General features: G+C 52.7%; 24 protein-coding genes and 1 other RNA gene. 2 read left to right on the plus strand and 23 right to left on the minus strand.

Annotated features, from left to right (window positions below; translation table 11 throughout):
• Nucleotides 1–119: 119 nt before the first annotated feature.
• Nucleotides 120–779 carry a TerC family protein gene (locus IM700_RS04280; RefSeq protein ID WP_155607775.1) on the minus strand — a complete coding sequence of 220 codons (660 nt, stop codon included), beginning with the start codon at nucleotides 777–779 and terminating at the stop codon, nucleotides 120–122.
• Nucleotides 780–909: 130 nt separating this feature from the next.
• Here IM700_RS04280 and IM700_RS04285 point away from each other — a divergent pair, with 130 nt between their 5' ends.
• On the plus strand, nucleotides 910–1,614 hold the full coding sequence (locus IM700_RS04285) for a TerC family protein (RefSeq protein WP_193416369.1): 705 nt from the start codon (nucleotides 910–912) through the stop codon (nucleotides 1,612–1,614).
• Nucleotides 1,615–1,670: 56 nt separating this feature from the next.
• Here the strand turns inward: IM700_RS04285 and thiI are convergent, their stop codons facing one another.
• The 6 genes from thiI to IM700_RS04315 form a co-directional block, all read right to left on the minus strand.
• Nucleotides 1,671–2,906 carry a tRNA uracil 4-sulfurtransferase ThiI gene (thiI, locus tag IM700_RS04290; protein ID WP_193416575.1) on the minus strand — a complete coding sequence of 412 codons (1,236 nt, stop codon included), beginning with the start codon at nucleotides 2,904–2,906 and terminating at the stop codon, nucleotides 1,671–1,673.
• 18 nt (nucleotides 2,907–2,924) lie between these two features.
• The gene (locus tag IM700_RS04295) at nucleotides 2,925–4,064 is read right to left on the minus strand and encodes a cysteine desulfurase family protein (RefSeq protein WP_193416370.1); all 1,140 of its coding nucleotides are present in this window, start codon (nucleotides 4,062–4,064) and stop codon (nucleotides 2,925–2,927) included.
• Between the two features lie 126 nt (nucleotides 4,065–4,190).
• On the minus strand, nucleotides 4,191–4,955 hold the full coding sequence (locus IM700_RS04300; protein WP_193416371.1) for a lytic transglycosylase domain-containing protein: 765 nt from the start codon (nucleotides 4,953–4,955) through the stop codon (nucleotides 4,191–4,193).
• A 182-nt stretch (nucleotides 4,956–5,137) separates the two neighbouring features.
• On the minus strand, nucleotides 5,138–5,548 hold the full coding sequence (locus tag IM700_RS04305) for a hypothetical protein (RefSeq protein WP_155608727.1): 411 nt from the start codon (nucleotides 5,546–5,548) through the stop codon (nucleotides 5,138–5,140).
• A gap of 30 nt (nucleotides 5,549–5,578) precedes the next feature.
• On the minus strand, nucleotides 5,579–5,791 hold the full coding sequence (locus IM700_RS04310; RefSeq protein ID WP_155608726.1) for a DUF1540 domain-containing protein: 213 nt from the start codon (nucleotides 5,789–5,791) through the stop codon (nucleotides 5,579–5,581).
• Between the two features lie 143 nt (nucleotides 5,792–5,934).
• Complete coding sequence (locus IM700_RS04315; RefSeq protein ID WP_155608725.1) at nucleotides 5,935–6,438, minus strand: YpuI family protein; 504 nt, start codon at nucleotides 6,436–6,438, stop codon at nucleotides 5,935–5,937.
• 150 nt (nucleotides 6,439–6,588) lie between these two features.
• Between IM700_RS04315 and IM700_RS04320 the strand changes: the two genes are divergently transcribed.
• Nucleotides 6,589–8,526, plus strand: a complete 1,938-nt coding sequence (locus tag IM700_RS04320; RefSeq protein ID WP_193416372.1) for a S8 family peptidase — start codon at nucleotides 6,589–6,591, stop codon at nucleotides 8,524–8,526.
• A gap of 92 nt (nucleotides 8,527–8,618) precedes the next feature.
• On the opposite strand, the gene rnpB is transcribed toward IM700_RS04320, so the two are convergent.
• From rnpB to IM700_RS04400, 16 genes are all read right to left on the minus strand, one after another.
• An RNA gene (gene rnpB / locus IM700_RS04325) (RNase P RNA component class A) lies at nucleotides 8,619–9,035 on the minus strand.
• A gap of 118 nt (nucleotides 9,036–9,153) precedes the next feature.
• The gene (locus tag IM700_RS04330) at nucleotides 9,154–10,269 is read right to left on the minus strand and encodes a Nif3-like dinuclear metal center hexameric protein (protein ID WP_155608723.1); all 1,116 of its coding nucleotides are present in this window, start codon (nucleotides 10,267–10,269) and stop codon (nucleotides 9,154–9,156) included.
• Nucleotides 10,245–11,006, minus strand: a complete 762-nt coding sequence (locus IM700_RS04335) for a tRNA (adenine(22)-N(1))-methyltransferase (RefSeq protein ID WP_155608722.1) — start codon at nucleotides 11,004–11,006, stop codon at nucleotides 10,245–10,247. The genes IM700_RS04330 and IM700_RS04335 overlap by 25 nt, the downstream gene beginning before the upstream one ends.
• Nucleotides 11,003–11,833, minus strand: a complete 831-nt coding sequence (locus tag IM700_RS04340; RefSeq protein ID WP_193416373.1) for a hypothetical protein — start codon at nucleotides 11,831–11,833, stop codon at nucleotides 11,003–11,005. Before IM700_RS04340 ends, IM700_RS04335 begins: the two co-directional genes overlap by 4 nt.
• Nucleotides 11,834–12,198: 365 nt before the next feature.
• On the minus strand, nucleotides 12,199–13,323 hold the full coding sequence (rpoD, locus tag IM700_RS04345; protein WP_155608720.1) for an RNA polymerase sigma factor RpoD: 1,125 nt from the start codon (nucleotides 13,321–13,323) through the stop codon (nucleotides 12,199–12,201).
• 46 nt (nucleotides 13,324–13,369) lie between these two features.
• Nucleotides 13,370–15,193, minus strand: coding sequence for a DNA primase (dnaG, locus tag IM700_RS04350; protein WP_155608719.1), 1,824 nt, complete (start codon nucleotides 15,191–15,193; stop codon nucleotides 13,370–13,372).
• A gap of 101 nt (nucleotides 15,194–15,294) precedes the next feature.
• Nucleotides 15,295–15,744 (minus strand): YaiI/YqxD family protein, encoded by a 450-nt coding sequence (locus IM700_RS04355; RefSeq protein WP_239483591.1) that lies wholly within the window; start codon nucleotides 15,742–15,744, stop codon nucleotides 15,295–15,297.
• A 159-nt stretch (nucleotides 15,745–15,903) separates the two neighbouring features.
• Complete coding sequence (glyS, locus tag IM700_RS04360; protein WP_193416374.1) at nucleotides 15,904–17,985, minus strand: glycine--tRNA ligase subunit beta; 2,082 nt, start codon at nucleotides 17,983–17,985, stop codon at nucleotides 15,904–15,906.
• Nucleotides 17,978–18,865, minus strand: a complete 888-nt coding sequence (gene glyQ, locus IM700_RS04365) for a glycine--tRNA ligase subunit alpha (protein WP_193416576.1) — start codon at nucleotides 18,863–18,865, stop codon at nucleotides 17,978–17,980. The genes glyS and glyQ overlap by 8 nt, the downstream gene beginning before the upstream one ends.
• A gap of 447 nt (nucleotides 18,866–19,312) precedes the next feature.
• A complete protein-coding gene (gene recO / locus IM700_RS04370) occupies nucleotides 19,313–20,062 on the minus strand; it encodes a DNA repair protein RecO (RefSeq protein ID WP_155608716.1) in 750 nt (249 codons plus the stop codon).
• Between the two features lie 38 nt (nucleotides 20,063–20,100).
• The gene (locus tag IM700_RS04375) at nucleotides 20,101–20,238 is read right to left on the minus strand and encodes a YqzL family protein (RefSeq protein WP_155608715.1); all 138 of its coding nucleotides are present in this window, start codon (nucleotides 20,236–20,238) and stop codon (nucleotides 20,101–20,103) included.
• A 129-nt stretch (nucleotides 20,239–20,367) separates the two neighbouring features.
• On the minus strand, nucleotides 20,368–21,270 hold the full coding sequence (era, locus tag IM700_RS04380) for a GTPase Era (RefSeq protein ID WP_193416375.1): 903 nt from the start codon (nucleotides 21,268–21,270) through the stop codon (nucleotides 20,368–20,370).
• A gap of 341 nt (nucleotides 21,271–21,611) precedes the next feature.
• Entirely contained in the window at nucleotides 21,612–22,019 is a 408-nt protein-coding gene (locus IM700_RS04385) for a cytidine deaminase (protein ID WP_155608713.1), read from the minus strand.
• 59 nt (nucleotides 22,020–22,078) lie between these two features.
• Nucleotides 22,079–22,453, minus strand: coding sequence for a diacylglycerol kinase family protein (locus tag IM700_RS04390; RefSeq protein WP_155608731.1), 375 nt, complete (start codon nucleotides 22,451–22,453; stop codon nucleotides 22,079–22,081).
• A complete protein-coding gene (gene ybeY / locus IM700_RS04395) occupies nucleotides 22,453–22,956 on the minus strand; it encodes an rRNA maturation RNase YbeY (protein ID WP_155608712.1) in 504 nt (167 codons plus the stop codon). Before ybeY ends, IM700_RS04390 begins: the two co-directional genes overlap by 1 nt.
• On the minus strand, nucleotides 22,928–25,219 hold the full coding sequence (locus IM700_RS04400; protein ID WP_155608711.1) for an HD family phosphohydrolase: 2,292 nt from the start codon (nucleotides 25,217–25,219) through the stop codon (nucleotides 22,928–22,930). The genes ybeY and IM700_RS04400 overlap by 29 nt, the downstream gene beginning before the upstream one ends.
• Between the last annotated feature and the right edge of the window lie 17 nt (nucleotides 25,220–25,236).

Consider the following 25,236-nt stretch of genomic DNA (forward strand, 5'->3'; position numbering starts at 1 on the left):
CAAATTACGACATCCCCTTCCCTTCCAGTTTATATGAAATCTGCCCAAAAAACCACTCGGCCCACGGCCTAGGACGGATGTTTTTTTTCGGATCGTGTGGATGGAACTGCCGAAGCGAGTTACCCGCGTCCAGCGTTATATTTTCGCAGCCAGCCGAACATAATAACGACCGCGGCAGTCACCGCAGGTACGGCATGTGCCAATGCGGGGATGGCAGCTTCCAGGACCGGACCGAGTTGAGGGTCCTGCAGCAGCATATCCCCTGCAGTGTATCCGAGGATACCCGCTCCGGCATAGGTGAGGATCGGCATTCGCTGCAGCCAATCGGCGATCAGGTTGCTGCCCCACACCACGATCGGAATGCTGATGGCGATCCCGATGACAAGGATGGATACGTCGCCTTCCGCCAGCGCGGCGATCGCCAGCACGTTATCCAGGCTCATAATGAAGTCGGCGGCGAGGATCGTCTGCACCGCCTTCCACAATGAGCCTGCGCCGGACACGCGAGAATGCTCCTCCTGAGGGAGCAGCAGCTTAAAGGCAATGGCCGCTAGCAGCACGCCTCCTGCCGCATGAATAAACGGGATTTTCAACAGTAAAACTGCCACCCAGGTCAAAATGCAGCGCAGCAGCACAGCTCCCAGTGCGCCCCACCACACGGCCCGTTTGCGTTGCTTAAGCGGCAAGTTCTTACTGGCCATAGCTATAACAACGGCATTATCGCCGCTTAGCACTAAATTGATGATCAGAATTTCCGACAACAGCAGCAATTGTTCCAAGCTCATCCCTCCCCTACAACTTGTATGAGGAATGGAGCCAAGCTATGCCACTTTACAAAAACAACTCTGGACAAATGAATCCTTTTAGCGATTTAATACGTATATACGTCTATAGAGGAAGTGACATAACGTGGACTTATTTAGTGCTGCTTTTTTTCTCGCCCTGATCAACATTATTTTTATCGATCTTATTTTGGCGGGTGACAATGCAATCGTCATCGGGATGGCGGCAAGAAAGCTGCCCAACTCGGTCCAGAAGAAGGCGATCCTATACGGGACAGCCGGAGCTGTGGTACTGCGAATCGCCGCGACCCTTATTGTCGTCTGGTTATTGCAAATCCCCTGGCTGCTGGCCATCGGCGGTTTGATGTTGGTCTTTATCGCTTACAAGGTGTTAGCGGATGAAGGCGATCATGACAACATCGAAGCCAAGGACAAACTGTGGCCTGCCGTCCGTACCATTATCATTGCCGACGCGGCGATGGGGCTCGACAACGTCATCGCGGTCGCAGGGGCGTCCAAACAACATATGGTTCTGGTCGTAATTGGCCTGCTAATCAGTGTTCCCATCGTCGTATGGGGAAGTACCCTCTTTATTAAGTTGCTGGACAAGTTCCCTTGGATTGCTTACCTTGGCTCCGCGGTACTGGCTTACACTGCCGCCAATATGGTTACCGAGGAACGCCATTTCTTGCATTTCTTCGAGGAAAATCCGGTTCTGCGCTATCTGCTGATCGCGATTGTGGTCGCCGGCGTGCTGTTGGCCGGTTACATGAAGAAACGCCAGCATCGCAAGGAAACGGATAGCCGTCAGACCCATCCGGCAACCCGTTAAGAGCAGTAAAAACCGCCTCAGCCTTCAAACATGGCTTTGGCGGTTTTTTTGTAGCATTAGAACCAATTTTCCTGGACGACGTCAGCTTCTGTCGATTCCCGCCGCACGATCCTGCGACCAGGCCGAATGACGATGGTTTCCGTGTCCTCCACCGCCTTGGCAATCATCTGGTCCAAATCCTTCAGGGAGTGCTCGACGCTCTCCAGCACATGCAGATTGGGATTGGTTGCCGGTGACTTCGGCACGAACAAGGTACAGCAATCCTCGTAAGGCAAAATCGACAAGTCATACGTGCCGATCTGCTGTGCCATCGCGATAATATCCACCTTATCCGTCATGACCAACGGCCGCAGCAACGGCAGATCGGTCACCCGTCCGATCGCATTCATGCTGGACAACGTTTGGCTGGCCACCTGGCCTAGACTATCTCCCGTTACCAAGGCCAAGGCTCCATTACGTTCAGCCAGCTTGGTGGCGATGCGCAGCATCGATCTTCGCATCAAAGTGATGATCAGGTTCTCTTGACCGGATTGCGCCAATGTGGTTTGGATCTCGGTAAACGGGACGAGATGCATCTTGATCGAGCCTGCAAACCCCGCCAAGACAGTGGCCAGGTCGATGACCTTTTGTTCGGCTTTTTTGCTCGTAAACGGATAGCTGTGAAAATGAACGCATTCGATTTCCAAACCACGCCGCAGCGCCGACCAACCGGCGACAGGGCTGTCGATACCGCCGGATAGCAGCAACATCGCTTTACCGTTGGTTCCGAGCGGGAATCCCCCCGCACCGGGAATCACTTCACTGAACAAATAGGTGCCCTGTTCCCGGATCTCCACGCGAAGCTCCAATTCGGGGTCATGTACGTCCACTTTCAGCTCGGGACAGGCGTTTAGGATCGGGCCGCTGACCAGCTTATTCATTTCATGCGTCGAATGGGGAAATGGCTTCCAGACCCGGCGGGCGCTTACTTTAAATCTCGTGCCAGGTGCGACGCCAAGCTCCTTAACGAAATTTACAGCGGTTGGGATGATATCCTCCAGCCGGGACGGCGTAACCCGGATCGGCGAGATCGAGGCAACGCCGAACACATTCTTCATCGCTGCGACGATTGGCTCTAGCGGCTCTCCGTTTAAGGCAATATAGATCCGTCCATATTCCTTGATGATCTCCGCGCGGGGAAAAGGGTGCAGCAGCGCCTTAACGTGCTTGTGGGCCACCTTCTCGAAACGAGACCGGTTCCGCCCTTTAAGAATAATTTCTCCAAAACGGAGCAACAGCATATCATATTCCAGCATCTTGACATTTCTCTCCTATCGTAAAGCCTGCAGCCGCTTGACCGATTGCTTCAACGCAGCGAGCAAGGCATCTATGTCTCGCTCTTCGTGTTCATCGCCCATACTGATCCGAATGCCCGACGAGGCGATTTCCTTGGATTTACCCATAGCCAGCAGAATGCGGCTTGGTTCACTCCGTTTGGAAGAGCAAGCCGAGCGGGTCGATACGTAAAATCCTTCCTCCTCCAGCATGTGCAGCAACGCTTCCGCTTTCATACCGGGATAAGAAAAATGCACGATGTGCGGGGCTCCCTGCGCAGATGAATTTACCGCTAGCTCCGGGAGCTCCGCTAGCCCTTGGATCAACTGCTCCCGCAAGCGGTACATCACGGTTGCCCGGGCGTCCCGGCCTTCCGCCGCCAAACGCAAAGCTTTGGAGAAGGCCACGATATAAGGAATGTTCTCCGTTCCGGAACGGTAGCCCCCCTCCTGACCTCCGCCCGCCAGCAGCGGTGCAAGCTGTAGTCCCTCGCGAACATACAGCAATCCGACGCCTTTGGGCCCTCTTAGTTTGTGCGCAGACAAGCTGTATAAATCAATGCCGCCATCCGTCAAGGATAACGGCAGTTTGCCAAAGCCTTGAACACCGTCCACATGAAACAGGACTCGGGGCGCCGCGGATTTCAGCAGTCGACCAATGTCCTCCACAGGCTGTACGGCTCCTGTTTCATTGTTGACATGCATCACCGACACAAGAACGGTATCCGGACGCAGCGCTTCCCGCACCTGTTCAGCAGTTACGTTTCCATTCCCGTCAACCGGAAGAACGGTCGCCTCCCAGCCCCAGGACACCAGTTGCTTCACGCTCTCCAGCACGGACGGATGCTCCGTTTCGGTTGTGATCAAATGCTTGCCTCGTCCGGCAAACTGAAGGGCCGCGCCTTTAATCGCCATATTGTTGCTTTCCGTGGCCCCGCCGGTAAATACGATTTCCCGCGGTCGAACTCCCAATGCCGCGGCGCTAACGTCCCTTGCTTTATCCAACAGCTTCGAGCTTTCCTCGCCAAGCCGATGCAGTGACGACGGATTCCCATAATGCCGAGCCATCACTTCCGCTACGGTCTTGGCAACATCCTCATAAGGGGGTGTCGTTGCTGCGTGGTCGAAATAAATCATCTTTTCACCTTCATCTCAAAAAAGACCAAATTGAAAACGCGTATACCCGAAACAACCGCGGTCGGAGCGTTTTCCATTTGATCTTTCTTATCATGTAACGCCATATTCGATAAGCTGCAAACTGCATTAAGCCTCGAACTTTGCCTGTGCTCTCATAATCTTAGCAATATAACCTTGCGTCTCCTGAGGCAACAAATGGAATTTCTCCATCAATTGTTCATCGTTGCCGATCCCAAGTCGTTGCAGTCTTCCAGGTCCGGCATTATATGCCGCAAGGGCTGTTTTAACGTCTCCGCCGTAACGATTGATCTGATACGACAAATATTTGGTGCCCCCGTCTATGTTTTGCGCCGGATTAAATGGATCGCTAACACCTAGCCCTCTAGCCGTCCCGTCCATCAGCTGCATCAGCCCTTTGGCACCGGCGGACGAAACCGCCTGCGGGTTAAACGACGACTCGGTCGCGATCACGGCTTTGATCAAGCTTTCCGGCACGCCGTACCTGGCACTGGCCTGGGTAATCAGGGATTGCAAATCCGATGTGCCTTCCGAAGTCACTTCCGCGAAATCCTCCGCTGACCCCATTCCGGCTACGGTCCCGGAACTAGGAAGTAACTCCGCAAACAGCCCGTCCAAAGTGTCCGTATCATTGAGCCCGCCAGAATACAGGTACCCCTGAAGCGATTCCAACACCGAACGAGAATTGGCGCCCGCAGAATCGGATGATCCTTGCGAATCCTGTTCCGAGAGCATCATTTCTTGCAGCAATATATCAAACAATGAACCGTCCATATCGCCAGAAGCCCGCTGTGCCGACGTTCCTTGCAAGTCTACAGGGTTCAAGGACTGAAGCTGGATCCATTGTCCCATCGTTCGCGGATCGATTTGCATGCCTTCTAAGTCTCCTCTTTCGGGAATAACTAGTTCAATGCCTATATTTTACACGCATTCAACGCCTTGCACCACCCTTTTTCGATAAAATTCGCAAAAAGGGAAAAAGGCCAACGTCCGTAAGACGACGTTAGCCTGAGGGTATGACATTCATGATTTCATCGTTAACGACCGCCGAAGGATTAGCGGGTAAACGGCATGAGCACGAAATAACTTAACGTAGATACGATACCCAGACCGATCGCCCAAGCTCCGGACGTTTTGTTGCCCTGGCTATAGGCGTAAAAGCCCATCACCGCCGCCAGCGGCCCCAGGATAATCGACCACATAAAGAGCGAAGCGATCCCCAGACCGACGCCAACGTAGCCTACCGTCCGACCGGCCGTACGAACCCCATCGACACGATCGGATCGATCTGCATCGCGAGTTCTCTCGGCTCTTTCCCCGCGGACCACGTTACCGCTAAACGTCCCCGCTGGCGTGACCTCTGCCGCATACTCCTCGTGATACTCGCGGTCAACTTTGCGCGGATAATCGGTGCGGCTTTTGCCGGATGAGAGTTGTTCCGGTTTGTCTGATTTGGTATCCGTCATCAAAAGCACCTCCGTTAACTAATGTTTTACTTACGACGATTTCGATTTAGGCTTAAACGTATGACAGCAAGTAGCGGCGGACGACAGGGCGGAGTCTCGGTGTTCCGTATCAAACGTTTCGCCGGCAAATTCCGCTGAATAACGGCTGTTCGCATGCTGATCGACATCGATCATAATGACGTCGGCGTTGCATACATTTTTGTCTCCCCAATAGGTGCAGTTGGATACGCTACATTTGACCATGGGTTTTTCCCCATTTGGCATGTTGATCACCTCGCGTATCATTTTCTCCTCGCCCCCATCCCCTTATGCGCCAAGCCATTAGCAAATCGTTCCCAAAAGAAAAAGATGCCGAGATCTCGGCATCTTGTCGTTAATTCAATTTTCTATTTGGCGGAACGATTTAATCGCAGTTGGGTCAAATAATCGCTTTCATAATAAGTCAGGTCGTCGCGTAATTCCTCGAACATCCCCGTAATGTCCAACACGATATCACGTGCTGCCCGAACCGGCTTTTTACGGAACCGGATCGCATCCTGCCCGGTATAAGCATATCTTCCATCTTCGGAATAGCTTTCATTTTTAGGATAGAAGAAATTGTTAACACAGTCATGATATACATGGTACAGCACTTTCTCGGCAGCTTCCTCGTCAAAGGTCCCGCGCCGAAGAGCGACGCCCAGCTTCTCGTAGCAAACCTCGCTGAACACGAGCAGATGCCGGAGATCCGATAAAAATCCTTGGTAAAACAAAGCTCTGTCCTCTTCTTGACCTTCCATAAGCTGCGGCAGCGAATGCTCGTTCAAAAACGCTTCAAGCTTCTCGGCCGCACGTTTCAAATTCTCTCGAGTGGCTTCACACAACTGCCTGATGTTATTGGCTTGTGACATGCGAACAATTCTCCTTCACCTGTAATGATCGGTATAGTCATTAACGAAAATATCGTAACACAATTTAACCGAATACGGTATCCCTCAAGGAATAAAAACAGGGACATCACCTCACGCTATGGCTATCGACATCTTAAAGGAGGCTAACCGATGAAATGGCGCAGATGGGCTGCCTTAGGGCTGGCGGGAGCAGCCACAGTGGTCGCGGTTTCGTTTCTATTCCCTTCCTCGGACAATGACAAAGCAAAGCCGCGGAATACCGTAAATCGGCTTTCCGTACCCCAACCGGCTGAGGAACAAAAGTTGAAGCAGAGTATGCTGAAGCGCGACATGACCGCAACCGAACGGTTATCCCGATTGGACGCCCGGGGTCACCTTCGTTCGCTTGCCGCCGACTTTAGCCAAAGTAAGCGCGGTAAGCTGCCCGGCTCTGCCCAAGAATTGCAAAAGGACCATAAGCAGTTTCAAGCGATTCTGTGGTACGATGCCGCAAGCGGGCAAACCAAGCAATTTCGGCGAGAAGATTTCAACCCGGATCCAGCGGTGAAGAAGCAGCTGAACACTTATTTGAGTTATGCCAAAAAAGCGCTGAACAAATCGACGGCATACGAATCGCCTGCTTTCCCGGCGAAGCAGCCGAAATACTTCGTTGCCGCTGAGCCGGCCAAGGATAAGAAGCAAGGGGTCATCGCGGTGATGGACATCGGGATCTTAGGACGGGTACAGGACCATCAACACAAAAACCTGCGTTTGATCCCTTACCCGAGAGAAGGTAAATTCAAGGTTGAATCGGTGCATGCGGATACGCTTAAAGACATCACCGTCAAAACGGGGCATGATAACGAAAAAGCGAGTCACTATTACGAAAACGAAATCGTTGTTACGTTCCACAGCAAGCCGACTCCGGAGCAAATGAAGCAAATCGTGCAGGAGATTTCCGGCAAAGAGCCGCGCAACCTGAATAGCACCTACATTTTTCGTTCGGATACGATGACCATGAAACAACTTCGGCAGTACTTCCTGAATAAATGGCAACCGAAGTACATCGAGCCGCATTATTTGTATTTGACCAACGAAAGCGGAGGAAGTTATTGGGACGATCCGGGGAGTTTCTTTAACGAAGACGATACGAGTTATGCCGAAGAGACGCCGGAAGTTCCGAACGACATGCTGTTCTCCGAATACCAGTGGAACCTGCCGATCATCGAAACGAACCGCGGCTGGCAGCTGTCCAAAGGCAGCAACGACGTGATCGTGGGGATCGTCGACACCGGCGTGGACTTGAAGCACCCTGATTTGCAAGGTCGGTTGCTGAAGGGCTATAACGTCATCGAACCCGACAAGGAACCGTCCGACGACGTTGGGCATGGCACCCATGTGGCTGGCATCATCTCCGCCAACGTGAACAATGGCGAGGGCATCGCAGGGATGATGTGGGGCGGCAAAATCCTGCCTGTGAAGGCGCTAGATAAGTCAGGTTCGGGTACAACCTATTCGGTGGCCCAAGGTATCATTTGGGCAACGGACCACGGCGCCAAAGTGATCAATATGAGTCTGGGCAACTACGCAGACGCCCAGTTCTTACATGAGGCGATCAAGTACGCATATGATCGGGACGTGGTGCTGATCGCAGCTACGGGCAACGACAATACCGAACGCCCGGGCTACCCGGCCGCCTACCCCGAAGTCTTGTCGGTTTCCGCGACGGACTACAACCTGCAGAAAGCTTCCTTCTCCAACTACGGCGATTACATCGACGTCATGGCACCAGGCGAAAGTATTGCCAGCACCTATCCGGATAATCAATATGCGGCGTTGTCCGGCACGTCGATGGCCAGCCCGCACGTTGCAGCCCTTGCCGCCTTGATTCGATCGGTGAATCCAGAACTGAAAAACACCGAGGTCATGGACATCATCCGCAAAAACGTCATCGATCTTGGAGATACCGGACGCGATAAATATTACGGATACGGGCAGATCGACGTTTACGCTGCGCTGCAAGCCGCCGGAGGCGGCGAGGCGCCGCTGCAGTTTTGGCCGCAGTCGATTCAGCGTAAAATGGACCGCGCCGTGGACCGCGCCAAATAAACGCACTAAAACCAAAAGCCTCCACATCGCCGGAATTCATTCCAAGCGATGCGGAGGCTTTATCCATAGAAATAGATCATGTTCCCTTTAGTGTTGAAAGTTTGCCGTAAGCCGGGTTCTGTACTCGTTGCGGTAGAACGGGAACAACCCTCCCGCGTTGAGTGACAATCATCTATCTAGGCCGCACATTACTGGGCGGCTCCAGCAACCAACCCGGACGCGCCTCGGGCAAAGGCCGCTTCGCGAAGAAGCTGCGTCCCATTAGGTCTTGCTCCAAGTGGGGTTTACCAGGAACGAAGTCACCAGCGTTCCTCGGGGTCTCTTACACCTCGGTTCCATCCTTGCCTGTGACTCCTTCCCACTAAGTGAGAAGTCGTCCATCGGCGGTCCATTTCTGTGGCACTATCCTTCAGCTCGCGCTGACTGGACGTTATCCAGCACCCTGCCCTATGGAGCCCGGACTTTCCTCCCGCGGCTCTTCAGCCGCCGGCGATTGTCTGTCAAACTTTCGAAAGGCAACACTTGATAGTATACAGGCATTGCTGCCTGCTGACAAGAGCGATTTGACGGTAAACCTGACGTATCCTACCAGCTTCTGTCGCGTATTTTCTCGCTGCTTTCGATACTCTACATGAATCTGAACGGTTCGGTGTTGACCTGGGATACGTGCACGAGAGTTGCGTATTTGTCCTCTGTTAGTTTCTCGGTCAGCCAAGCCGCAACGCGAGGCTTCATGATCTTCTCGGCATTGTGTCCCGGATCGACGATCGCGACCCCGGCCATCCAGGCATCCTGCGCGGTATGGTAATCCACATCCCCGGTCACGAGCACGTCCGCTCCACGGAACTGAGCGCTTTTCCAATATCGTCCTCCCGAACCGCCAAGGACAGCCGCTTTGCGAACCGGCCGGTCCAGATCGCCGACGACCCGAACCATCGGCACATCCAGCCGCGTTTTGACGCGCTCCACGAAGTCCCGCAGCGTAACCGGCTCCGACAGCTTGCCAACCCGCCCGAGTCCGAAAGTGCGCCCCTTCAGGTCCATCGAGTACAAGTCATAAGCTACTTCTTCATAAGGATGCTGCTTCAGCATCGCTTGGACGACCTTACTACGCAGGCTATGAGGAACGACCGTTTCGATGCGGATCTCCTCCACCCGTTCGAGCTTACCCTCGGTCCCGATATAGGGATCAGTGCCTTCCCCGGGCTTAAACGTGCCATAGCCCTCCAAGTTGAAGCTGCAATGGCTGTAGTTGCCGATATGGCCTGCGCCCGCGTTCAGCATAGCCTTCAGTACCTGCTCATGGTGGTCCTTCGGCACAAAGACGACAAGCTTATAAAGGTTGTCCGTATGCACATCTTCGAGCGAACCGGAGCTTTCGATTCCCAAGACCTCCGCCATCCAATCGTTCATCCCGCCGTCTGTGACGTCGAGGTTCGTATGGGCGATATAAACGGCGATATCGTTTTTGATCAGTTTTTCGTACACCTTCCCCATCGGGGTATCGCTTTGCAAATGAGGCAGCGGACGATAAATGATCGCATGATGGGCAATAATCAGATCTGCTTCCAGGGAGATCGCCTCATCTACGACTTCTTCATTAACGTCAAGCGCTACCAGGACGTTCCGAATCTCCTTTTGCAGGCTGCCCAGCTGGAGTCCGATTTTGTCTCCCTCCATCGCTACATGCTTGGGAGCCAATAGCTCCATGTACTGCACTACGGTTTGTCCTTTGGCAAACATGCCAGAACCTCCTTCAACTGTTCCGATAGCCGGGTAAGCTCCGCTTCCTTCTGACGGGACGTCTCCAGTGCCGACGTAGCAACCGATTGACGAATACTCTCCAGCTTGCGCAGCTCCGATTCCCATTTTGCGAAAAAGACTTCATTCGGAGCCGCCATTAATCTCGGCCCCATCAATAACTGAAGCTCGCGGGTCAATTTGACCTGACACCCCTCCAGTTCGCGTTCGCGATACAGCTCGTTGTTTTGTTCGCCCGCATCGGTCCGCGCTTCGGCCTTCATCACCTCGTATATTTTGCCGTCTTCCTCCAGGATAGCCTCTTCGACCAAATACCAATCGTGCTTAAGCAGCCAGCGGCGGACAAATTCTCCGCCGACGTTCGGTTGCAGCACGAGCTGCTTTACGCCAACCAGCTTCGCTTGGCCTTCGTCTAGAATCGAAGCGATCAACGCCCCACCCATACCGGCGATCGTGATCGCGTCCACTTCGCCCGGGGCAATGACAGCAAGTCCGTCTCCCTTGCGAACGGAGATGCGCCCCGTCTCTCCGGCTTCGGCCACCTGACGGCGAGCCGCCTCGAGCGGGCCGTCATTCACTTCACCGGCGATAGCGAAGGCCGCCCGCCCGCTGCGTACCGCAGCCACGGGCAGCAGCGCGTGATCCGATCCGATATCGGCGAATCGGCAACCGGCCGGGAGCCAGTCGGCAATATGCTGTAATCTAGCTGACAATTTCATGAAGTAATCCACACCACCCATTTTTTACGTAGTCCAAACAAGAGGAGAAAAGCCGCAACGATCTTCATTAGGATCAGCGCCGGCATAGCTGCTATCTCGGCGTCCCGCAGTAGGAGAGCATCCGCTTCCGGCATACACCATAATGACACGGATACGGCAAAGAACACGGGAGCCATCGCTTTAAGCCGATGATAACCCAGCCAGCTCAGCCAGAAGAAGATTGCTGCCAACGGCAGCCAAAACACTTGCAGCATTCCCCAAGATGCATCCGGATTTAGTTGCCCGAGCAAAAAGGCATATAGCAGCATACCGCAAGCAAATCCGCAGTAACTGATGATACCAAACCGCAGCGCGTATCCCAAGACAAGCCAGACGAACCCGCAGAAAGCGATTAGCAGCGTCGTACCGATACCGGGCGGCCAACCCTGGATGGCAATGATCCAACTGCCGAAGCCTAGCAGCATTAAACTGCCAAGTCCGGCCATCGACATGGAGAACAGCGCTTTATCACGCCGATGATAAGCCGCAAGGGCATAGCAAGCCGCAGAAAGCAACAGCGTTATGGCGATTTGCAAACCCCAGGGAAAAACGTTAAAATAAAAAACAATAAAGAAAAAGAAGGAAATTATTCCAAATGAAAGGGACCAAAGTTTCAAGCTTCCCTGTTGAATCAGTGTATTTAGCGTGAAGCCTGAGCGGGGTGACGATCCCTCGGTCTGATCTTTATATAAGTTTTCCAGGAAATCGCAATATTGCTCGGGCAGCAGCCGACTTCTCCGCCAATGATCGATTTCCTTCAGGATGATCTTGCGTTTATCCTGATCCAACAGAACACCTTCTCCCATATGGTTGTTCACTTAGTCAACTTTAGATCACGAAGCAGAAGCACAGATGCGACGGCTAACGGACACTAGAGCCGTTATTAACCTGATTCCAGGCAATTCCGAACTCTAACGGACTGTAGAGACCTTATTTCGGTCATAATCAGTTAAATAACCGTAAGGAAAGCCCAATAAGGCTTTTTGAGTCCGTTACAGCGAGAAATTGCCGGGAAATCGGCAAATAAGGTCTTTACGGTCCGTTAACGGCTACAAGCTAGCAACTGGCGCCCTATAGAAGAAACGGACACCTCATACAACAAAAATGACCTTACTGCTTAGCTGCAGAAGGTCAAGGTTGCAGGCGATCACGCCTATTCGAGGAAGTCCTTCAGCCGCTTGCTGCGGCTGGGATGGCGCAGCTTACGGAGCGCTTTCGCTTCGATTTGCCGGATTCTCTCCCGCGTTACGCCAAATACCTTCCCCACTTCTTCGAGGGTTCTTGTGCGTCCGTCATCGAGTCCAAAGCGTAATCGGAGCACGTTCTCTTCGCGTTCGGTGAGCGTGTCCAGCACATCTTCCAGCTGTTCTTTCAGCAACTCATAAGCCGCTGCGTCCGCCGGAGCCAAGGCTTCCTGATCTTCGATAAAGTCACCGAGATGGGAATCATCTTCTTCCCCGATCGGCGTTTCCAGCGAAACCGGCTCTTGGGCGATCTTCATGATCTCCCGGACCTTCTCTACGCTAAGCTCCATCTCCGCAGCGATTTCCTCCGGCGTAGGTTCGCGTCCCAGCTCTTGTAGCAGCTGCCGGGATACCCGAATCAGCTTATTGATCGTTTCGACCATATGAACCGGGATTCGAATCGTTCTCGCCTGGTCGGCAATCGCGCGGGTAATCGCCTGACGGATCCACCAGGTGGCATAGGTACTGAATTTGAAGCCTTTCTTGTGGTCAAACTTCTCCACGGCTTTAATCAATCCCATGTTTCCTTCTTGAATCAAATCCAGGAACAGCATGCCGCGACCGACATAACGCTTGGCGATGCTGACGACCAGACGCAGATTGGCTTCGGCCAAACGGCGTTTCGCCTCTTCATCCCCGTTTTCGATCCGTTTGGCAAGCTCCATCTCGTCGTCCGCCGACAACAACGGTACCCGCCCGATCTCTTTCAGATACATCCGTACAGGGTCATTGATCTTGATCCCCGGAGGAAGCGAGAGGTCGTCATCGTAGTTGAAATCGTCGCCCTCATGCGAGTTGTCTCCATCGCCGCGCCGGTGATCCTCGTCGCCGTCGCCTGTTACATCAATGCCAAGATCGGCTAATTGCTCAAAAAACTCGTCCATCTGCTCAGGATCTTGATCGAAAGGCGAAAGCTTCTCCATAATTTCTTTGTAAGTTAAGGATGACCTTTTCTTCCCTTGTTCGATCAATTGATCCCTTACCTGATCCAGCGTTAATTCCGTTTCTAGTTCAGTATGTTGGTCATTCGTCATATCTGGCTCCCTCCTCCCTAGAAACATCACCGAAAGTCCGTTCGTCTTACTGTCTCTCTAGGGCAATAATCTCACTTGCAATTTGTGCCGCACGCATAAAATCTCCGGCTCGTTCGGCCGATACCATTTCCTCTTTCTTGCGCTTGATCTGTTCGAGCAAAGGCACCTTCTGAATTTCACGAATACAATCGTCCAGCTCCTGCGTCGTCCATTCGGCTGGCGTATCCATCATCGCGATCGAAATGACCGTCTGCTCCAATCGCTCATCTTGAAGTGAGGAAATGAAATGACTAGCATCCGGGTTCTTCCCTTGTGCGTAATAGGCGTATAGATAAGCGGCAATCGCCACATGATCTTCGATGTTAAAGTTCGTCCCTAGGCGTTCGCCTACATAACGGGACACCTCTTCGTCCTGCAGCATGAAAGACAGCAGTCTTCGTTCCGCCGCATGAAAAGCGGGCAGCAACGTTGGCATGGATGCCTGCCCTTTTTTATGCCTACCATTATTCCACCTTTCGGGCTTATTATCCCCGGCATCTGCCTTTTTTTGCATAACCGTTCTCAGTTCGTTGCATTCCTGCTTTAAGCTGTCGAAGGAGACTTGCAAATCGGCGGAGAGTTCCTTTAGATAAATCTCGCGTTCGCTTGGGGAGGAAAGCGCCGCAATAATCGGCATCGCCTCTTTGATATAAGCGACTTTCCCATCTTCTTCTAGCAGTATATGGTTTTTTCTCAGATATATAAGCCTAAATTTGACGGAAGAAACCGCGCCGTCCAAAACTTGATGGCGGAACCGCTCGGCCCCGTACTTTTGGATGAATTCGTCGGGATCCAGCCCTTCGCTGAGCAATGCGATTTTTACCTGAAAAAAACCTGCGCCTTCAAGAATCGGAATGCTCTTCAACGCCGCAGCTTGTCCGGCGGAATCGCCGTCATAGCAGACCAACACTTCCTCGGCCATGCCACGCAAGATAGCCGCATGACTTTCCGTTAATGCGGTCCCCATCGTAGCCACGCCGTTATGAACCCCGGCCTCCCACGCGCTAATGACGTCGCCGTAACCTTCGAACAGGACAACTTGACCTGTTTTGCGGATCTCATTTTTCGCTTGATGCAAATTGTAGAGAACTCGGCTTTTGGTAAACAGCTTGCTTTCTGGCGAGTTCAAATATTTCGGTTGTCCGTCGCCAAGCACTCTTCCCGCAAACGCGATTACTTTCCCGCTTCGATTGTGCAACGGAAAAATCACCCGGTCACGGAAACGATCCACGAAACCGGAACCGTCTTGCCTGGACGAGAGCAATCCACCCTTCTCCATCGCTTCCAGTTCAAAAGATCGTTTGTCCAAAAACTGGACGAGCGTATCCCATCTAGCGGGTGCGTAACCAATCTGGAACGTATCGATGGCTTTGTCGGTAAAGCCGCGGGATTTCAAATACTCCATCGCCGGCTTGCCGTATTCGGTGTTCTTCAGCAAGTAATGATAAAGCTTGGAGGACCATTCATGGGCCTGCAGCAGTTGCTCCAACTCTTGGTTACGCGGTGAATCACCGTAACCTCTCCCCTTATCCTCATAAGGGATGTGCGCCTCTTCCGCCATGATTCTGACTGCCTCGGGAAAGGTTAATCCTTCGATTTCCATCCTGAATTTGATGGCGTTCCCGCCTTTGCCGCAGCCATAACAATGGAAGATTTGCCGTTCGGGCGTTACCGTAAACGACGGGGTTTTCTCCGAATGGAACGGGCATAACCCCTTCATGTACTTCCCCTGTTTCGTTAGATGAACGTGCTTGCTGACCGTGTCGACGATATCGTGCTGACGCAGAACCGCCTCGATGACTTCCTCCGGAATGCCACGCCCGGTACTCATCCAAATCACCTTCATCTTTCACGCGTGAGAATCATCCAAAATGTCAAAATCACCGACATTTTGATGTTCTCGGGTGACACGTAAATAGTAATTCGCTAAAACTATACATTCTCCTGCAAACGTGACAAAAGTTTTGACAAAGCGTCCGTAAACCGTTCGCGGTCTTCGCCGGTAAACGGCTTCGGCCCTTTGCTGTGATGCCCTGCCCGCCTTGCCTTCGCTTGGTGGTGGCGGCGTTCTAGCAAATAGTCGATATTATCCGCATGGTAGACGTCGCCGCGGGGGGATAAACCGTAGCAAGCTCTCGCGATGACCAAAGCCGCCAGACCGTAGTCCTGGGTCACAACGATATCGCCCTTCTCCACATGGGCGGCGATATACAAATCAGCGCTTTGTCCGCTTCGATCAACCTGAACGATATTTACACCCGGCCCCGGTTGTAAGACATGATCATATGAAGCCACCATCAACACCGGCACGCCGAACCTGCCTGCAGTTTCGGCAATTTCCGCCTTTACCGGACAGGAGTCCCCATCGACGACGATTCGCATCCTCCATGCCTCCATGTAATACAATATAACCTCGAAATGGCCTAATCTAAACAAGCGTTACGCCGAATCTTATCGATTTATGCCGATAAGCGATGGATGGCTGACGGCAAGCCCTTCGTTTGCCGTCAGCCACACATTCGCTTTACTTTCCTTCTTCTATTATGCCCAAACCAGTTTGCCAAAATCGGCAAACGACTTGAGATCTTCATCAATCGCGGCCAGCAGTGCCAAGCGGTTTGTCCGGATGGCATCGTCCTCGGCCATAACCATAACCGCTTCAAAGAAGACCGTGATCGCTTCCTTCAAGCCGCCAATCAGCTCCAGCGCACCCGCAGCGTCGCGGGAAGCCAGCGTCTCCCGGTACTTCTCAGATACCGAACGCCATGCCTCGTAGAGCGTTTGTTCCGCCGGTTCGGAGAGCAAATCAGAACGAACCTTCTCGCCGGTGGCTTTTGCTGCGAGGTTACTCACGCGTCCAAACGATTCAACCGTCGCCTTGAAGTCTTCTTTCCCGTTAACAGCATCCATCAGCGCCTTGCCACGAGCCACCGAGGAGACGACATCGTTATAACCGGCCGACAGGACGGCGTCCACGACGTCATAACGGAGACCTTCGTCCGAAAGCGTCTTTCTGACGCGAAGTCCGAAGAATTCCATCAGATCCTTCAGCACTTCCTCTTCGCTGCGTTTAAGTCCGCGGAATTGCTGATGGGTTTCCAGCGCCAGCTTGAAGATATCGGTCAATGAAACGGACAGCTGGTGTTCGACAATAATCTGGACAATGCCCGCCGCTTGACGGCGCAGTCCGTACGGATCCTGGGAACCGGTTGGGATGATACCGATCGAGAAGCACCCGGCGATCGTGTCGATTTTGTCGGCGATGCTGACGATCGAGCCTACGGAAGAAGCCGGCACGGCATCGTCCGCAAAACGCGGCTGATAATGCTCGAAGACGCCTCGTGCAACGGCTTCGGGCTCGCCGGCTTTGCGGGCATAATCCTCACCCATCACCCCTTGCAATTCGGGGAATTCATAAACCATTTGCGTCACCAGGTCGAACTTGCAAATTTCCGCAATACGCGCGGCAGCCTCCGCCGTCCCGGTATCGGCGCCAAGCATCGCCGCCAGCTTCTCCGTATTGCGGCGAATACGGCGCACCTTGTCCCCGATCGTGCCGAGCTCGTCATGGAACACGATGCTCTCGAGCTTGGACAACGCGTCCTTGATCGCCAGCTTCTGATCTTCTTCATAGAAGAACTTCGCGTCGGACAAGCGGGCACGGAGCACCTTCTCGTTGCCGCGGGCGATCACATCCAGCGAGGTGTTGTTGCCGTTGCGCACGGTCACGAAGTAAGGAAGCAGGTTTCCTTGTTCGTTCAGCACCGGGAAATAACGCTGATGCTCACGCATCGAGGTGATAAGCACCTCCTGCGGAATGTTCAGGAACGATTCCTCGAACGTGCCGAACAACACGGTTGGCGTCTCCACCAAGAATAGCACTTCCTCCAGCAAATCTTCCTTCACCGCGATATGCCAGCCCTTTTCCTTGGCCAAGGCATCAATTTGGTTCTGAATCAATTGTTGACGCTCGTTCACGTCCGCGATCACCTGCTGAGCGCGTAGCGTTTCCACATAAGCTGCAGGCTCTTCAATCACCGTTTCATTCCCAAGGAACCGGTGTCCCCGTGTCACGTTCCCGGACTTCACGCCAGCGATTTCTAGATCGATGATGTCTTTGCCGAACAAAGCCACCATCCAGCGGATCGGGCGAACGAATTTAAAATCGTAATTTCCCCAACGCATGTTCTTCGGGAAATTCATCGCCTGCAAAATCCCAAGCAATCCCTCAGCGACGAGGCTTGAGGTTTCTACGCCGATACGGCTCTTATTGACATAAACGTACTCCGTGCCGCCAACTTCACGGAATGTGAATTGCTCCGGACTCGCCCCTTGGCTTCGGGCAAAACCAAGTGCCGCTTTACTCCATTTGCCTTTTTCGTCCAAGGCGATTTTGCGCGAAGGTCCTTTGACCTCTTCATGCACGTCTTCCTGCTTCTCGGCCACATCCTTAACGAGAATAGCCAACCGGCGCGGAGTCGCATAAGCTTCCACCGCTCCGTGCTGGATGACGGATTCCTCCAGCCACTTGACCGTCCGCTCCTTCAACTGCTCCAACGCAGCGCGGATGAACCGGGCCGGCATTTCCTCCAAACCGATTTCGAACAGCAGATCCTTAGCCACGTGCAGCACCCCCTTTCTGAAGCATCGGGAAGCCGAGCTTCTCACGTTCCTCCAAATAGGTCGCGGCAACCTGGCGTGCCAAATTCCGTACCCGCGTGATGTACCCCGTCCGTTCGGTGACGCTGATCGCCCCGCGGGCGTCCAGCAGGTTAAACGTGTGCGAGCATTTCAGCACGTAATCGTATGCCGGGAACACCAAATGCTGCTCCATCGCTTTGCCTGCTTCCTGTTCGTACATGTTGAACAACGTAAATAGCATTTTAACGTCGGAGATTTCAAACGTATATTTCGAGTGCTCAAACTCAGCTTGATGAAAAACATCGCCATACGACGTGCCGTCCACCCACTCCAAGTCAAACACGTTTTCCTTGTCTTGGATATAGGAAGCCAGGCGCTCCATGCCGTAGGTAATTTCCACGGCCACCGGGTTGGTTTCGATCCCGCCGACCTGCTGGAAGTAAGTAAACTGAGTCACTTCCATGCCGTCCAGCCAGACTTCCCAGCCGAGGCCCCAGGCGCCCAGTCCCGGATGCTCCCAGTTGTCTTCCACGAAACGGATGTCATGCTCCAGCGGGTTAATGCCGAGCCGCTTCAAGCTGTCCAGGTAAATTTCCTGGATGTTGTCCGGGGATGGCTTCATAATCACCTGGAACTGATGGTGCTGATACAGCCGGTTGGGATTCTCCCCATAACGGCCGTCGGCCGGGCGCCGGGAAGGCTCAACGTAGGCTACATTCCACGGCTCCGGGCCGATGGAACGCAGGAACGTCATCGGGTTCAGGGTACCTGCCCCTTTTTCCACGTCATACGGCTGCACGACGATACAATTCTGTTCTGCCCAGAACTGCTGCAGCGTCAAAATCATTTGTTGAAAGTTAATACTCATGGCGAACCTCATCTCCTAACCTTCAGGTTTGTTCAGCAAGCATGAGTTAGAGAGACAATACAAAAAGCTCCCGCCTCTACGCCTGCTGTCAGACGTAGGGACGAGAGCTGTGAAGTGGTTCTTTAATAAGTCCGCTTTTGATCACGAAGTGAATCAAGAAGTAACACTTATTAATCTCGCACTGTTAAGTTCCCGCGGTTCCACCCTACTTGATTCGCCGAGGTCGCTTATCAGTGACCTTTGCCGACAAATCCGCTTTTCACGATCGTTCTTTTATGCTCCAGGGACGCCGTTTCACCAGGCCGCCTATCCGGGCTCTCACCACCCCCGGTCGCTTAATCAGCCACTGATCCTTAAGCTGACTTTATAGACCTTCCTCGTTACTCTTCCCGTTCAACGCACAGAAATTCTTTTTTATCTTAACTAATTTTATCTCGTTCGTCAAATTTCATACTTATCCAATTGATCGAGAAAATGGAGGGATTTCAGCTTAAGCCCCAGCTGCATGTCCATAAAGGCACGCATTACCGTTTTTAACTCCTGCTTCGTTTCCTCTTTAACCTCCACGTTACCGAGCCTGCGCAGGTCCATTCGTTCGAACAATGTAAGCAGCTTGAGGACACCGGGCGTCACCTGCATCGCGGCTGGATCCTGATGACGGCAGCCTCGACACAGTTTCCCGCCCAATCGCGGGCTGACATAAGGCGAGTCGTCATTCCGGCCGCAAGAGACGCAATTCTCAAACGAAGGTCCGTAGCCTGCCGCCTGCAGGATTTTCATTTCAAACAGGTGGATAACGATCTGCGGATCCTTGCCGGATGATAAGCCTTCAAGACAAGCCTTCAGTTGGGTATACCAGAAGCTGCCGATTTCTTCATCCTGCAGCGTTTTATCCAGCAGCTCGCAGGCATACGAGGCGTATGCCGCCAAGAAAAGGTCTTCACGCAAAGAAAAGTGAGATTCGATAATCTCACCCTGATTTAAGGTGCCCAAACCGCTGTTTTGACGGAAGAACACGTATTCTCCATGTGTAAAAGGTTGGGTCAGGGCCGCATGGCGGCTCTTGACCTTTTTGGCGCCGCGCACCAGCACCCCGATCTTACCGCTTGTTTCCGTGCATAATGTAATAATTTTATTGCCTTCCCCATAGTCCATGCTGCGGATGACGATTCCTTCCACTCTGTAGAGCATTCCATTTCCCCCAAACTCGCCTCTCCCGCCAGATCGTGTTACTCAGCCTCTTCCTCTATGATCAGCTCTTCAGCAGCCGCAACCTCCTCCTCGTACGGGCCACTGGCTTCTTTATAAAGCAAGTAAGCATCGACATCTCCAGTCATCGCAAAATACTTCCACGAAAAATCTCGCATTCGTATTCACCCTTTCTTCGGAAATGACGCCTGCATCTTCAAAGATAGGATGTGCCCAAGAGCGAGATCTATGCGTTGCAATAACTCCCAGTATAGACGATGTTCATAATGTCGATGAAATAATATCCTTTAGGAGTCCTTGTGGAAACCAAGGTCTTTTAGAATACGCTCCTGGTTGCGCCAATCTTTCTTGACCTTGACCCATAACTCGAGAAAAATCTTCGAACCAAGCAGGTTCTCAATGTCATGCCGGGCCTGCTTGCCAACTTCCTTCAGCAAAGACCCCTGTTTGCCGATGATAATCCCCTTCTGAGAATCGCGCTCGACGAAGATCACTGCGGATATATTCACCACGCCGTTCTCCTGGACACGCATGTCTTCGATCGTGACGGCAATGGAATGCGGCACTTCCTCGCGGGTTAGGTGCAGAATTTTCTCGCGAATCAACTCCGCGCAGACGAACTGCTCCGGATGGTCGGTGACCTGATCTTCCGGATAATATTGCGGGCCTTCCGGGAGATATTTGCCGATTTGCTCCAGCAACGTATTGACATTATTGCCGTGCATCGCCGAAATCGGCACGATTTCGCTAAACGAGTGAAGCTTGCTGTACTCATCGATGAGAGGCAGCAATTGCTCCGGCTCCACGCGGTCGATTTTGTTCAACACAAGGATGACCGGTGTGCGCAGATCCTTTAGTCGTTCAATGATAAAGCGATCCCCGCCGCCCAGCCCTTCCGCGGCGTCGACGAGGAATAACACCGCCTCGACCTCGCCAAGCGTGTTGAGCGCTGTCGTATTCATATAATCGCCAAGTTTGGATTGGCGTTTATGGATCCCTGGCGTATCCAAAAAGACGATCTGCATCGATTCCGATGTATATACGCCGTGAATTTTATTCCGCGTCGTTTGCGGTTTGTCAGACATGATGGCGATTTTCTGACCGATGATCTGATTCATCAGCGTCGATTTGCCCACGTTCGGCCGACCTACAATCGCCACAAAGCCGGATTTAAATTTTGCTTTTGCCATATTTGAGTTCCTTTCGTTATGACCTGATCAACGTTTCTGACCGCAAAGGTGCTTGATGTTCTATTTATCCGTGTTTGTACATGCCGAACCGCTCGCTAACGGACCGTAATGACCTTATTCGCTCAATTCCCGGTGATTTCCCAGTGTAACGGACTCCAAGGACCTTATCTATCCTTCTAGTCGGTCATATCTGCCACTTTGTCCGAAATAACGGCTCCTGAGTCCGTTAGAATCTGACCGCACCCATATGCAAGCAAATAGCGGCTCTGGTGTCCGTTAGCGTTGCTCAACTGACGTCTTTGCGAACAGAATGGCGGGTTTGGGGCAACGAGAGCCGGAAGTTACCTTTCCTCCAGATGGGAGGGGGCAAATGCGTAAGGGAGCAATTCCCGCACCGTAGTCTGGCGGATGTCGCCTTTTAGATTTCCCAGTATGATGGGCATGTCCGGTCCGCATAGTTCCAGCAGCACTTGACGGCAAACGCCGCAAGGCGCTACCGGTTCCTCTGTGTCGCCTACAACCGCGATCGCCTGGAATGTTCCCGGCTTGTGTCCGTCGGCAATCGCCCGGAACATTGCGGTACGTTCCGCACAGTTCCCCGGGGTGTACGCCGCGTTCTCCACGTTGCAGCCGCGGTGAACATGGCCTTCGCTATCGAGGAGAGCGGCCCCCACGCCAAATCCCGAATAGGGAATATAAGCCGTTTTGCGGGCTTCAATTGCTTCTTGCATTAATTGACCGTAATCCATTCAATATCATCTCCTCAACAAAGGCAAATAAGTACGGGATATGTGGCGCGAATCAGTCTTTACCGCTGACCCAACCACTGCATCACTGGTTCGTAAAAAATCAAGATCCCGATCGCAGCCGCAAAAATCGCTGCGACCAGTACGGCCCCGGCCGCGGCATCCTTGGCGATCTTGCCAAGACGATGCCACTCCGGGGCTGCGAGATCAACAACGGCTTCGATCGCCGTATTGACAAGCTCAAGCGAGATGACCAAGGCGATCACAAATAGCAACAAGGCCACGTCTCTCACAGGGAGAGACAACGTAATCGCGGCAGCAATCACAATCACGGCCGCTACGCAATGGAACCGCACATGGCGCTGCATCTTGAACGAAGTGACGATCCCCTCCATGGCATAGCGAAAAGATGAGAACTCGCGGCGAGAAGGCTTCATCAACGCACAAGCCCGACCTCAGCGAGCGCCGCTTCCTGTTTGCCCATCATTTCCGCTTCGCTGGCAGCGTCCTGATGATCGTAACCTAGCAGATGCAAAAAGCCATGCACAAACAGGAATCCGATTTCCCGCTCCAGCGAATGGCCGTAATCCTCGCTTTGTGCCTTGGCCCGATCAACGGAGATAATAATATCGCCGAGCACATCGGTCAGATCGTCCAACTCCTCGTCTTCTTCGAGCTCATAGACGATTTCCATTTCTGATTCATCCTCCAGCGATTCGTTCATGGCGAACGACAACACGTCCGTCGGTCGGTCAATCCCGCGATAATCGCGGTTCAGCTCATGAATCGCCTCATCGTCCACGAACGTGAGGGCGACCTCGCCTTCGGTAACGCCCTCTGCTTGTCCGGCGATCTGCAGCACCCGATCCAAGAGATCGATCAACTCCTGCCCGATCTCCATTTTATCCTGCTCATTGCTCCAAGCCAGCTGTAGGCCCATTTACGTTTTGCCCCCTGTCCTTCTCCTCGTTCTCTTTACTCTTCTTCACTTCCTCCGGATACTCGATCCGGGAGTGGAAGATTCCCATGACCGTTTCCTTCAACGTTTGCGCGATCAAATCCAGTTCCCGCATGGTCAAGTCACATTCGTTAAACTGATGATCATCTAAACGGCTTTTGATGATCTTCTCAATCATCGACTCAACCTGCTCCACCGTCGGTTTACGCAACGAACGCACGGCCGCTTCCACACTGTCGGCAATACCGACCACTGCAGCTTCCTTCGATTGGGCTTTCGGCCCCGGATAGCGGAAATCCTCTTCAGTGAAATCCGGTTCCACGCCTTGTTCTTCCGCCAAGCGAAGCGCCTTATGGTAAAAATAATGCAAAAACGTCGTTCCATGATGCTGCTCGGCAATATCCCGAATCGGCTTCGGCAGCTTATAATCCTTTTGCATCTCCACCCCGTCCCGGGCATGGGCGATAATGATCGATTTACTTAGCTTCGGATCTATAAAGTCATGAGGGTTTTCCATATTGTTCTGATTTTCGATAAAATAGCTCGGCCGTTTTGTTTTCCCGATATCATGATAATAGGAACCAACACGGCAGAGCAGGCCGTTCGCGCCAATCGCTTCAGCCGCCGCTTCCGATAGATTCCCGACCATGACGCTGTGATGGTACGTACCCGGCGTTTCCGTCAACAACTTGCGCAGTAACGGGTGGTTGGGATTAGACAATTCCACCAATTTGAGCGCCGAGAGAATCCCAAAGGTGACCTCAAAGAAAGGCATCAAGCCGATGACCAGAATCGTCGTTACCAATCCCCCAGCCACGGAGAAACCAAGCGCATACAACGTGCTGTTCTGCGTCCAGTCCTGATTATCGATCAGCTGCAACGTGAAGATCGACAACGCACCAAACAAGCAGATCATGATCCCCGCTTTGAGCAGCGTGGAACGCTGGCTAGCCCGGTGAATCGCAAAAATCGCCGCAAACGAAGTCACCAAAGCGAAGAAGCCAAATTGAAAATCAAATATTTCGCTTTGCCGCTGATTCAAAATGATACTAGCCAAGATGCTAAACAAGATCGAGCAAATGTACGCCAGCGGCAAGTCCAACAGCAGCGTAATCAACATTGCTCCGGTGGCGATCGGAGCTAAATACCCGATATAAGCCTGCTGTTCCGTTTGCAGTATGTTGATGACATGCATAGATAGGATCGTGATGAAAATAATCAATAACAGCATGACGAACTGCGCATTGTTATATTTGAATCGGCTGGCGCCTTCGGATTGACGGATAAACAACATCAGCCCGGTTGCCATCAGGAGGGACAGCAAAACGAGCCCGAATTGCGGCGAATAATTGACTTCATCCTTCAGCAGGCCGTTCTTCTCCAACAAGGTGTACATTTCCTGGGTAATTCTTTCGCCCTTTTGGACGAGAACGTCCCCTTGTTTGATATACACGGTTGGCGTATTCTCGCGCGCTTCCACCTTTGCCGTCTTGGTTGCTTCTTCATCGTAGAACTTGTTGGCGGTAATCGATAAACGAGCCAACTCCTGCACGACTTCGCGGGCGGTCCGTTTGCTTAGGGAGCTCGTGCTGACCATTTCGGCAACTTTAGCTCGCGCCGCCTGCGCCTCGACGATCGGATCCGCCGTAAGACGGGCAACGATATCAGCGGCCACCGGCTTCATCTCGTTGATATCCTCCGCGGTTAAGCGGGGAATCTTGATGAATGTCTCCTCCGAGATATGATACTGCTGCTCGTCCACGCGTTGAGTGACTTCCTCAAACAAGGTCGGCGAGTAGACACTGGAGTTCCGGTTGTTCATGATGAAGTTCTGCACATAATCCTTGACGCGCTGCGGCAGTTCTTCCCGATAAATCTTGATCTTGTCATCCTCCGAGACCTGATCGTCCTGGTTCAAGCGGAAAATCCGATCCAGCATTTGCGCAACTAACGTTTCATTACGTAACGGGAGGATGGTGTAGACCTGTCCGACCTTTTCAGCCGCCTCTTCCTGCGCCTTCAGCGTCGCCTTGGTGTCGGGAATGTCCATCGGCGCCATAATTTCCTTGTCGCTAGGCAAACCTACCGCAATGTCATAGGTTTCGGGTAGCAGTTTGGGCGCCAAACTGACATAAAACATAACGACAAGCAACGCAAACAGAACATAACGCACACCGGTGCTATGTTTCCATCCCGTAATTCTGGACTGAAATGCGCTTCTCTTTTGCTGATCGTTATTTGTCATAATAGACAGCCCTCCTG

The sequence above is a fragment of the Paenibacillus rhizolycopersici genome (genome assembly GCF_014947195.2).
In the GTDB taxonomy this organism is placed as follows: Bacteria; Bacillota; Bacilli; order Paenibacillales; family Paenibacillaceae; genus Fontibacillus; species Fontibacillus rhizolycopersici.

What these genes read in the sequence shown, in the direction of transcription:
- IM700_RS04375 (WP_155608715.1), bottom strand. Translation starts at nt 20,238, where the DNA reads ATGCGAGATTTTTCGTGGAAGTATTTTGCGATGACTGGAGATGTCGAT.
- IM700_RS04390 (WP_155608731.1), bottom strand. Translation starts at nt 22,453, where the DNA reads ATGAAGCCTTCTCGCCGCGAGTTCTCATCTTTTCGCTATGCCATGGAG.
- IM700_RS04295 (WP_193416370.1), bottom strand. Translation starts at nt 4,064, where the DNA reads ATGATTTATTTCGACCACGCAGCAACGACACCCCCTTATGAGGATGTT.
- IM700_RS04320 (WP_193416372.1), top strand. Translation starts at nt 6,589, where the DNA reads ATGAAATGGCGCAGATGGGCTGCCTTAGGGCTGGCGGGAGCAGCCACA.
- ybeY (WP_155608712.1), bottom strand. Translation starts at nt 22,956, where the DNA reads ATGGGCCTACAGCTGGCTTGGAGCAATGAGCAGGATAAAATGGAGATC.
- IM700_RS04305 (WP_155608727.1), bottom strand. Translation starts at nt 5,548, where the DNA reads ATGACGGATACCAAATCAGACAAACCGGAACAACTCTCATCCGGCAAA.
- IM700_RS04315 (WP_155608725.1), bottom strand. Translation starts at nt 6,438, where the DNA reads ATGTCACAAGCCAATAACATCAGGCAGTTGTGTGAAGCCACTCGAGAG.
- IM700_RS04330 (WP_155608723.1), bottom strand. Translation starts at nt 10,269, where the DNA reads ATGTTTGCCAAAGGACAAACCGTAGTGCAGTACATGGAGCTATTGGCT.
- IM700_RS04300 (WP_193416371.1), bottom strand. Translation starts at nt 4,955, where the DNA reads ATGCAAATCGATCCGCGAACGATGGGACAATGGATCCAGCTTCAGTCC.
- IM700_RS04310 (WP_155608726.1), bottom strand. Translation starts at nt 5,791, where the DNA reads ATGGTCAAATGTAGCGTATCCAACTGCACCTATTGGGGAGACAAAAAT.
- era (WP_193416375.1), bottom strand. Translation starts at nt 21,270, where the DNA reads ATGGCAAAAGCAAAATTTAAATCCGGCTTTGTGGCGATTGTAGGTCGG.
- IM700_RS04355 (WP_239483591.1), bottom strand. Translation starts at nt 15,744, where the DNA reads ATGCGAATCGTCGTCGATGGGGACTCCTGTCCGGTAAAGGCGGAAATT.
- IM700_RS04335 (WP_155608722.1), bottom strand. Translation starts at nt 11,006, where the DNA reads ATGAAATTGTCAGCTAGATTACAGCATATTGCCGACTGGCTCCCGGCC.
- recO (WP_155608716.1), bottom strand. Translation starts at nt 20,062, where the DNA reads ATGCTCTACAGAGTGGAAGGAATCGTCATCCGCAGCATGGACTATGGG.
- rpoD (WP_155608720.1), bottom strand. Translation starts at nt 13,323, where the DNA reads ATGACGAATGACCAACATACTGAACTAGAAACGGAATTAACGCTGGAT.
- IM700_RS04400 (WP_155608711.1), bottom strand. Translation starts at nt 25,219, where the DNA reads ATGACAAATAACGATCAGCAAAAGAGAAGCGCATTTCAGTCCAGAATT.
- IM700_RS04385 (WP_155608713.1), bottom strand. Translation starts at nt 22,019, where the DNA reads ATGGATTACGGTCAATTAATGCAAGAAGCAATTGAAGCCCGCAAAACG.
- dnaG (WP_155608719.1), bottom strand. Translation starts at nt 15,193, where the DNA reads ATGAGTACCGGGCGTGGCATTCCGGAGGAAGTCATCGAGGCGGTTCTG.